Below are 8,383 nucleotides of genomic sequence, written 5' to 3'. Positions count from 1 at the left end.
TACGATTCCCCTGTAGTTCAGTCGGTAGAACGGCGGACTGTTAATCCGTATGTCACTGGTTCAAGTCCAGTCTGGGGAGCCAACCTAATCTTAGTTCTTCACTTTCCAAAAATAACAAACAAGTTACATTGAGCATCAAAATCTGTTTATAATGCTGCAAACTCGTTTTATCTACGTTTGCTAGACATTTTGCATTGAACGGATTCTTATGCCGACATCTAAGCTATTCCAACTATTGCTACTATTGATATTTACAGCGATCACCCTATTGAGCTTTCAACAGGAGAAGCAAAACTTATCGTTACAAAATAATGATTTACTAGAAAGCTATATAAATAAAATCAGCGAGCAAGAGAACTGGCAAGGTGAAGGTAAGGCGCTATATGCGTTAATGAAACCGCAAGTTGACTTTCAATTTTTTCAGTACATTGACAGTAACGATAGCAACAATAACTACACCCATGGCTCGCTTGGATCTGCCCCCACTTCATTGTTGACATCCTTGTTTGCTAGCAATATTGCAGAAACCCATGTGTTAGCGGCTGGTCGATTGCAAGTAAAGCTTTCTAATAAGACCTTGTTAAAGCAAACAACTAGCCAGTTTCAGCTACAACTTTTGATTATTTGGGCAAGCTTTTTCATCATTAGTCTCAGCTACACCATGCTAACCCTTAGACAAAAAAGTAATCAAAGATATATCGCCGCGAAAATTGAAGATCTCGGCAACCTTTCTTTCGACGCCATCAAGTTATCGCGTTTAAAAAGCGATTACCGCATTATTGCTACTGCTCTTGAGCAAAGCCAGAAAACCTTAAAATCGAAAATAAACCAACTTGAACAAGACAATGAACAGCTGAGTAAAACTGCGTTTCAAGATCCTATAACGGGTTTTGGCACACGGGCACGTTTTACCGAGAAACTGAATGAAATTTGTCAGCCAAATCAAGATGAAGTTGGTCACTTATTTATCATAAAGGCAACAGAGCTAGGTACGATAAATCAAATGGTGGGTCGTGAAGGTGGTGATGATTATTTAGCAAGAATCGCTAATGAGCTAAGAACTGCTTTCAAATCCATGTCACAAGCACAATTCTATCGCATTTCCACTGCCGATTTTGCAGTCGTACTGCCGAATTGCAACATTAAACAATCAGCGCAAATCGCCAGCCATATCAAAACTGGTTTTAACGAATATCAACAGCACATTGGCACCGCATCGATAGCTCATATTGGCCTGGTCCCCTATTCTCAACAAAATGATGCAGTCTCTTTGATGACGCTGGCCGATACCGCCGTCAGTATTGCGCAAACATTAGGGCCCAATAGCTATCATATTCAAGAAAAGCTCACCGGAGACGAACTATTTGGTGAGAGCCGCTGGAAAGTAGCGATCAATGAACTGATCAGACGTAAAGCGGTTAAGTTTTTTGTACAACCAATTCGCCCCTGTCGCAATGATGTTGAATCATACCGCGAGCTGTTATCACGCTTTTATAATAGCGAAGGGAAATTATTCCCCACTACAACCGTTATCGCGATGGCTGAGCGTCATGGTATGAGTGAGGAGATCGATAAGTTAATCGTGTTGAATGCGATTCACACATTGATGCAATCATCGAGTATCACCGGACTTATTGGTATTAATATTAGTGCCGCTTCAGCAACTAAAAAGCCCTTTGTTAGCTGGTTGAAAAATGTTTTGGTTCAGCAACGTCATGTCGCCGCTAGACTGGTATTTGAAGTTAACGAGTCAGGTATGCAATCAAACTTAAGCGCCACATATCACTTTATAAATCAAGTGCACAGTGTTGGCGCACGGGTTTCGATTGAGCGTTTTGGTTTAGGCTTTACATCGTTTAAATTCTTTAAAGAGGTCCGTCCGGATTTTATTAAGCTAGATCATAGTTACACTCAAGGTATTAGCTCAGATCCACAGAATCGATTCTTCGTTAAGATGATCATTGATATCGCACGTAAATTGGCTATTAGAGTCATAGCGACAGGCGTTGAAAATCAAGAAGATAAATTAATTATGGAGCAGATGTTAATCGATGGATTACAAGGCTTCTATATTGCTAAACCAACACCTCTGTTACTGGAGGGAAAAAACCAACACTCAGCCTAATTTTGCTCAATAATAGAGCAAACTTTTTATCCATGCTTTCTATGTGTTGTTAATACCTAAGGAAAAGCCGATAATAGGGTCAATTCTGTCTAAAAAATTGAATAGAGATGAGTGAATATCTCCTACTATTGATTGGCACTGTGCTCGTCAACAACTTTGTATTAGTTAAATTTCTTGGCCTTTGTCCGTTTATGGGGGTATCGAGCAAACTCGAATCTGCCATAGGCATGTCAATGGCAACAACCTTCGTTTTGACGCTAGCATCTATTCTCAGCTATTTGGTCAATCAGTATCTGCTATTGCCTTTCGATCTTGGCTACCTACGCACCATGAGTTTTATTCTGGTCATTGCCGTTGTTGTGCAATTTACCGAAATGTTGGTGCAAAAAACCAGTGCCTCGCTACATCGAGCACTCGGGATCTATTTACCACTAATTACGACCAACTGTGCCGTTCTCGGGGTTGCATTACTCAATATCAATGAGAAACATGGTTTTATCGAATCGGCCATTTTTGGTTTCGGTGCTGCAGTTGGTTTTTCACTGGTGTTAGTGCTTTTCTCTGCCATGCGAGAGCGCTTAGCCGCTGCTGATGTGCCGACTCCCTTTAAAGGTGGTGCAATAGCCATGGTAACTGCAGGACTCATGTCCCTCGCCTTTATGGGATTCACAGGATTGGTTAAATAATCATGTCAGGTATTGTTATTGCTATTGTCGTCCTGACAATACTCGCGCTTGTATTTGGAGTATTGCTTGGGTTTGCTGCTGAAAAATTCAAAGTTGAGGGTAACCCACTTACAGATCAAGTAGAAGCATTACTACCACAAACTCAGTGTGGTCAATGTGGCTACCCAGGCTGCCGTCCTTATGCTGAAGCTATCGCTAATGGCGATAAGATCAATAAATGCCCTCCAGGCGGCACTGCCACCATGGAAAAACTTGCGGATCTGATGGGCGTCGAGCCTGAGCCTCTCAACGCAACCGAAGAAGTGCAAGTTAAGAAAGTCGCTTACATCAGAGAAGATGAATGTATTGGTTGTACTAAATGCATTCAAGCCTGTCCGGTTGATGCCATTTTAGGCTCAGGTAAGCTAATGCACACGGTAATCACTGACTATTGTACCGGTTGTGACTTATGTGTTGCTCCCTGCCCAGTCGATTGCATTGATATGTTACCTGTAGAACAAACCATGAAAACCTGGGATTGGCAGCTAAATGCGATTCCCGTTAAACAGTTGCAAGAGGATACGTCGTGTTAACTTTATTAGAGCAAATTGATAAAGGAACGCTTTGGCGCTCTCACGGCGGCGTGCATCCACCTGAATTGAAAACTCTTTCTAATCAAACAGCGATTAGTCAGTTGCCACTTGCCAAACATTTCGTGTTGCCTCTTACTCAAGTTGGTGACAGCGCCTTACTGGCAGTAGGAGTTAATCAGCGCGTATTGAAAGGCCAACCACTTACCAGTGGTACTAGCTTTGCTTACTGCCCAGTTCATGCACCAACATCTGGTACAATCACAGCGATTAAGCCTATGCCGAGTAACCATGCCTCCGGTATTGAAGTGCTGAGCTGTGTCATTGAAGCCGATGGACTTGATGAGTCTGTTGAGCATCATGCAGATCAAGGCGAGCGCTCAAACCAAGATATTCTCAATATCATCCAACAAGCAGGCATTGCAGGTCTTGGCGGCGCGGCATTCCCTACGCACATCAAGCTAAACCCCGCGAGTGAAATTGAGCTTGTCATCATTAACGGTATTGAATGTGAACCTTATATCACATCTGATGACCGCTTGATGCAAGAGCATAGCGATGAGATTTTAGCGGGTGTGGCAATTATTCAACGACTAATTAGCCCCAAACGCATCATAATTGCAATTGAAGATAACAAGCCTGAAGCGATTGAGGCTATGCAACATGCACTCAATAGCAGTAGCTTAGATAATGGCACCACACGTATTACCTCTGTACCGACTAAGTATCCTTCTGGCGGTGAAAAACAGTTAATCCAAATTTTGACGGGTCAAGAGGTTCCATCAGGGGCCATTCCGGCACAACTCGGCATGCTTGTGCAAAACGTGGCAACAGCTTATGCAATTAACGATGCCGTTAATCATGGTAAAGCACTCACCAGTCGAGTCGTTACGGTAACCGGCTTAAATAGTAAAACACCAGGTAACTACTGGGTTCCTATTGGCACCCCAATTGAGCATATTCTTAACACCTTAGGTTTCAACGGCAATTTAGCTACAGATAAAGTAATTATTGGCGGGCCTATGATGGGTCATAACCTGCCAGATCTCGCAGCACCGGTACTCAAAGGCACAAACTGTGTTTTATTGCCTGATAATACAGAAATTGCCGACTCAACAGCCGAGAAGCCTTGTATTAGATGTGGCGAATGCGCTACCGCCTGCCCTGCACTCTTGTTGCCACAACAGCTGTTTTGGCATGCAAAAGCCGAAGAGTATGACAAGGCAGCCAGCTTTAATTTACATGACTGTATTGAGTGTGGGTGTTGTAGTTATGTATGTCCGAGTGATATTCCACTGGTTGAATATTATCGTATCGCCAAATCTGCAATTCGTACTCAAACAGAAGAAAAACGTCAGGCTGATTTCGCAAAACAACGCTTTGAAGCACGATTAAAACGCCTTGAAGATGAAAAACTTGCCCGTGAAGCAAAAGCGAAAGAAGCAGCTGCACGCCGTAAATCAAGTATGTCTAGTGGCGATAAAAACGCCGTTGCAGAAGCCATGGCGCGAATTAAAGCGAAAAAAGCAGCCGAAGCCAACTCGGAGCCGGCCGCCAGCAATGATATAGCTGATAAAAAAGCGCAAATAGCCGCAGCACTAGCACGAGCTAAAGCTAAAAAAGCAGCGGCCAATAATACAGCTCCTGACGCTAATACAGAACAAACCGCTGCAAGTGATAAAAAGGCGCAAGTTGCTGCTGCCATTGCACGAGCAAAAGCGAAAAAGCAAGCAACCCAGCAACAGCTTGGATCTGACGACAAGGCTAACGCTTCAGTAGACGAGGTCACTGAGGTCACTGCCGCTGATGATAAAAAGGCCAAAGTCGCTGCAGCCATTGCACGAGCAAAAGCGAAAAAGCAAGCAAGCCAACAACTTGCAGCTGACGACCAGCCTAGCGATTCAGTAGACGAGGTCACTGAGGTCTCTGCCGCTGATGATAAAAAGGCCAAAGTCGCTGCAGCCATTGCGCGAGCTAAAGCCAAAAAGCAAGCAACCCAACAACTTGCAGCTGACAACGAGGCTAGCGATTCAGTAGACACAGTCACTGAAGTCCCTGTCGCTGATGATAAAAAGGCCAAAGTCGCTGCTGCCATTGCACGAGCTAAAGCGAAAAAGCAAGCAAGCCAACAACTTGCAGCTGACGACCAGGCTAGCGATTCAGTAGACGCAGTTAATGAAGTCCCTGCCGCTGATGATAAAAAGGCTAAAGTCGCTACTGACATTGCGCGAGCTAAAGCGAAAACGCAAGCAAGCCAACAATTTGCAACTGACGATAAGCCTAGCGATTCAGTAGACGCAGTCACTGAGGTTACAGCCGCTGATGATAAAAAGGCCAAAATCGCTGCAGCAGTTGCTAAAGCCAAAGCTAAAAAACTAAGCCAAGCCACCGTTGATTCAATTCAAACAGAGCAAAAACAACCTGCTGAAGTTGACGATGCGATCTCAACAACCCAAGGTTCTGCTTCAGAATTAACTGCTGAACAGCAAAAGAAAGCCCGTATTGCCGCCACAATTGCTAAAGCTAAGGCTAAAAAAGCACAGGCAAAATTGCAGGAAAAGGAATAAATAATGGCGTTTAAGTTAGCCTCGTCACCACATTTGAGGGTAAAACTTCAAACTCAAACGGTTATGCGCAGAGTGATCATGTGCGCCGTACCTGGAATTGCAGTACAAAGCTATTTCTTTGGCTTTGGCGTGCTCGTACAAATACTGCTAGCGGTATCGGTGGCGCTCGCCGCAGAAGCCGCTGTTTTAGCATTACGTAAACGTGCTGTATTACCAACCATCAGCGACAATAGCGCCGTATTAACCGCTATTTTATTAGCTGTTGCAATTCCTCCCATAGCCCCTTGGTGGTTAGTGGTTATTGGCACCTTGTTTGCCATTGTATTGGTGAAACAACTATATGGTGGTTTGGGACAAAATATCTTTAACCCAGCCATGGCTGCTTATGTCATGTTGCTGATATCGTTTCCGGTGCAAATGACAAGCTGGTCTATACCAAGCGTTATCGCACAAAACCCGATGGATCTAAATCTAACGCTGCAAGCCATATTCGGCTCTATGTCAGCTGAGCAGCTCAAGCAATACAAATTAGGTTTTGATGGTATAGCGATGGCCACGCCACTAGATACGGTCAAAACGGATTTGGCATTGGGATTGACCATGACAGAAAGCCTTGCAAAACCCGCCTTTGCCGATGGTTTTGGCGTAGGTTGGTTTTGGGTCAATATGGCTTATCTGCTTGGCGGCTTAGTCATGCTGAAACTTAAGGTTATCCGCTGGCAGATCAGCGCTGCCATCCTAGGTTCATTATTTATCTGTAGTAGCTTTGGTTACTTACTCAGTCCAGACACCCATGTCGGACCGCTAATGCAACTCTTTTCAGGTGCAACTATGATTGGCGCATTTTTTATTGCAACCGATCCAGTTACTGCGGCGACCAGTGTTCGTGGCAGATTGATTTTTGGCGCACTAATAGGCGTATTAGTTTATGTTATTCGCACTTTTGGTGGTTATCCTGATGCCTTTGCATTTGCTGTATTACTGGCAAACCTGTGTGCACCTTTTATCGATTATTACGTCAAACCGCGCACTTATGGTCATAGAACCGGTCATTAAGCATAAAGAGACTTTATTTTGAAAAAATCTATGTTGAAAAATGGTTTATTGCTTGGTTTGTTTGCGCTGCTTTGTACAGGGCTAGTTGCTATCGTTAATCAATTTACCTACGACAAAATTAAGCAGCAAGAGCAACAAGAACTTGCTCGAGTGCTGCATCAGATCATCCCTGATGAAATTCATGATAACCAATTAACCAGTCACTGTATTGGCTTAACCTCAGCAGAGTTTTTAGGCACTGAGGACACCTTACCTGCTTACATAGCGACAATGAATGGTGAAGGCGTAGCCATTGCTATTGAAGCCATTGCTCCTGATGGCTACAACGGTAATATTAAAGTAATTATAGGTATTAGCCATACCGGTGAAGTGTTAGGTGTTCGCACATTATCTCACCAAGAAACGCCAGGTCTTGGCGATAAAATCGAACTAAGAAAATCAGACTGGGTTACGTCTTTTGATGGGCTATTTTTACTTTCTGACGCAGACAAACGCTGGAACGTTAAAAAAGATGGTGGCGACATCGACCAATTCACAGGTGCGACCATTACCCCGCGCGCTTACGTAAAAGCCGTGAAAAAAGCAGTGCAATACTTTAATGCCAATAAAGCCACATTGCTGTCTGCTCCAGCAAATTGTGAGGTAGGAAATGAGTGATTTCAAAGAAGTTGCTAAGCAAGGATTATGGAAAAATAATCCTGGATTAGTCCAATTATTAGGCTTATGTCCATTACTTGCCGTAACTGCCACCCTTACCAATGCGCTGGGTTTAGGCTTGGCTACGATGTTAGTCCTTATCGGCTCAAATATTTTAGTTTCTTTGGTACGCGACTTTGTACCTAAAGAGATCCGTATTCCAGTGTTTGTAATGATCATCGCTGCGCTAGTGACGACAGTGCAACTTTTGATTAATGCTTATGCTTATGGCCTCTACCTATCTTTAGGGATTTTCTTGCCGCTGATTGTCACCAACTGTGTGATCATCGGCCGCGCAGAAGCCTATGCTTCACGCAATAACGTTGTTAAATCAGCATTTGACGGCTTGATGATGGGGCTAGGCTTCACACTAGTGTTATGCGTCCTCGGTGCCAGTCGTGAAATTTTAGGTCAAGGCACCTTATTCTATGGTGCAGATCAACTATTGGGCGAATGGGCCAAATCACTGACGATCCACATCTGGCAAGTTGATACCAGCTTTTTACTCGCCATGTTGCCACCGGGGGCATTTATCGGGATGGGCTTACTCATTGCTCTTAAAAATGTCATTGACCAATATATTGCAAATAAGCAACCTAAAGTCGCTCAAGAAGCCCCTGCTCGCGCGCGTATAACTAAGGTAAATTAAAGCAAAGGTTAATTAGAGCAAAGCTAGCTACGTAA

7 protein-coding genes and 1 tRNA gene are annotated in these 8,383 nt (G+C 43.8%); all 8 read left to right on the top strand.

The genetic code is table 11. The annotated features are described in order from the left end of the window. Nucleotides 1-6: 6 nt before the first annotated feature. The 8 genes from L884_RS0118100 to L884_RS0118065 all read left to right on the top strand — a co-directional run bounded on the left by L884_RS0118100 (nucleotide 7) and on the right by L884_RS0118065 (nucleotide 8,348). Nucleotides 7-82 (top strand) — tRNA-Asn (locus tag L884_RS0118100). A gap of 126 nt (nucleotides 83-208) precedes the next feature. Beyond that, nucleotides 209-2,125: an EAL domain-containing protein gene (locus tag L884_RS0118095; protein WP_028768812.1), complete on the top strand. Its 1,917-nt coding sequence runs from the start codon at nucleotides 209-211 to the stop codon at nucleotides 2,123-2,125. A gap of 107 nt (nucleotides 2,126-2,232) precedes the next feature. Then, on the top strand, nucleotides 2,233-2,811 hold the full coding sequence (rsxA, locus tag L884_RS0118090) for an electron transport complex subunit RsxA (RefSeq protein WP_012277028.1): 579 nt from the start codon (nucleotides 2,233-2,235) through the stop codon (nucleotides 2,809-2,811). A 2-nt stretch (nucleotides 2,812-2,813) separates the two neighbouring features. Then, nucleotides 2,814-3,383, top strand: a complete 570-nt coding sequence (rsxB, locus tag L884_RS0118085; protein ID WP_028768811.1) for an electron transport complex subunit RsxB — start codon at nucleotides 2,814-2,816, stop codon at nucleotides 3,381-3,383. Further along, complete coding sequence (gene rsxC / locus L884_RS0118080; RefSeq protein WP_028768810.1) at nucleotides 3,377-5,947, top strand: electron transport complex subunit RsxC; 2,571 nt, start codon at nucleotides 3,377-3,379, stop codon at nucleotides 5,945-5,947. The genes rsxB and rsxC overlap by 7 nt, the downstream gene beginning before the upstream one ends. A 3-nt stretch (nucleotides 5,948-5,950) precedes the next feature. Further along, a complete protein-coding gene (gene rsxD, locus L884_RS0118075; protein WP_028768809.1) occupies nucleotides 5,951-7,003 on the top strand; it encodes an electron transport complex subunit RsxD in 1,053 nt (350 codons plus the stop codon). An 18-nt stretch (nucleotides 7,004-7,021) separates the two neighbouring features. Then, nucleotides 7,022-7,660, top strand: coding sequence for an electron transport complex subunit RsxG (gene rsxG / locus L884_RS0118070; RefSeq protein WP_211239214.1), 639 nt, complete (start codon nucleotides 7,022-7,024; stop codon nucleotides 7,658-7,660). Further along, nucleotides 7,653-8,348, top strand: coding sequence for an electron transport complex subunit E (locus L884_RS0118065; RefSeq protein WP_028768807.1), 696 nt, complete (start codon nucleotides 7,653-7,655; stop codon nucleotides 8,346-8,348). Before rsxG ends, L884_RS0118065 begins: the two co-directional genes overlap by 8 nt. The last annotated feature ends 35 nt before the right edge of the window (nucleotides 8,349-8,383 follow it).

This window comes from Shewanella fidelis ATCC BAA-318, from assembly GCF_000518605.1.
Taxonomy (GTDB): domain Bacteria; phylum Pseudomonadota; class Gammaproteobacteria; order Enterobacterales; family Shewanellaceae; genus Shewanella; species Shewanella fidelis.
The sequence above is the reverse complement of the archived record's forward strand: the minus strand, read 5'-3'. Positions and strand labels throughout refer to the sequence as shown.

Coding starts and splice junctions, on each gene's coding strand:
- L884_RS0118095 (WP_028768812.1), top strand. CDS start 209: ATGCCGACATCTAAGCTATTCCAACTATTGCTACTATTGATATTTACA.
- rsxB (WP_028768811.1), top strand. CDS start 2,814: ATGTCAGGTATTGTTATTGCTATTGTCGTCCTGACAATACTCGCGCTT.
- L884_RS0118065 (WP_028768807.1), top strand. CDS start 7,653: ATGAGTGATTTCAAAGAAGTTGCTAAGCAAGGATTATGGAAAAATAAT.
- rsxA (WP_012277028.1), top strand. CDS start 2,233: ATGAGTGAATATCTCCTACTATTGATTGGCACTGTGCTCGTCAACAAC.
- rsxD (WP_028768809.1), top strand. CDS start 5,951: ATGGCGTTTAAGTTAGCCTCGTCACCACATTTGAGGGTAAAACTTCAA.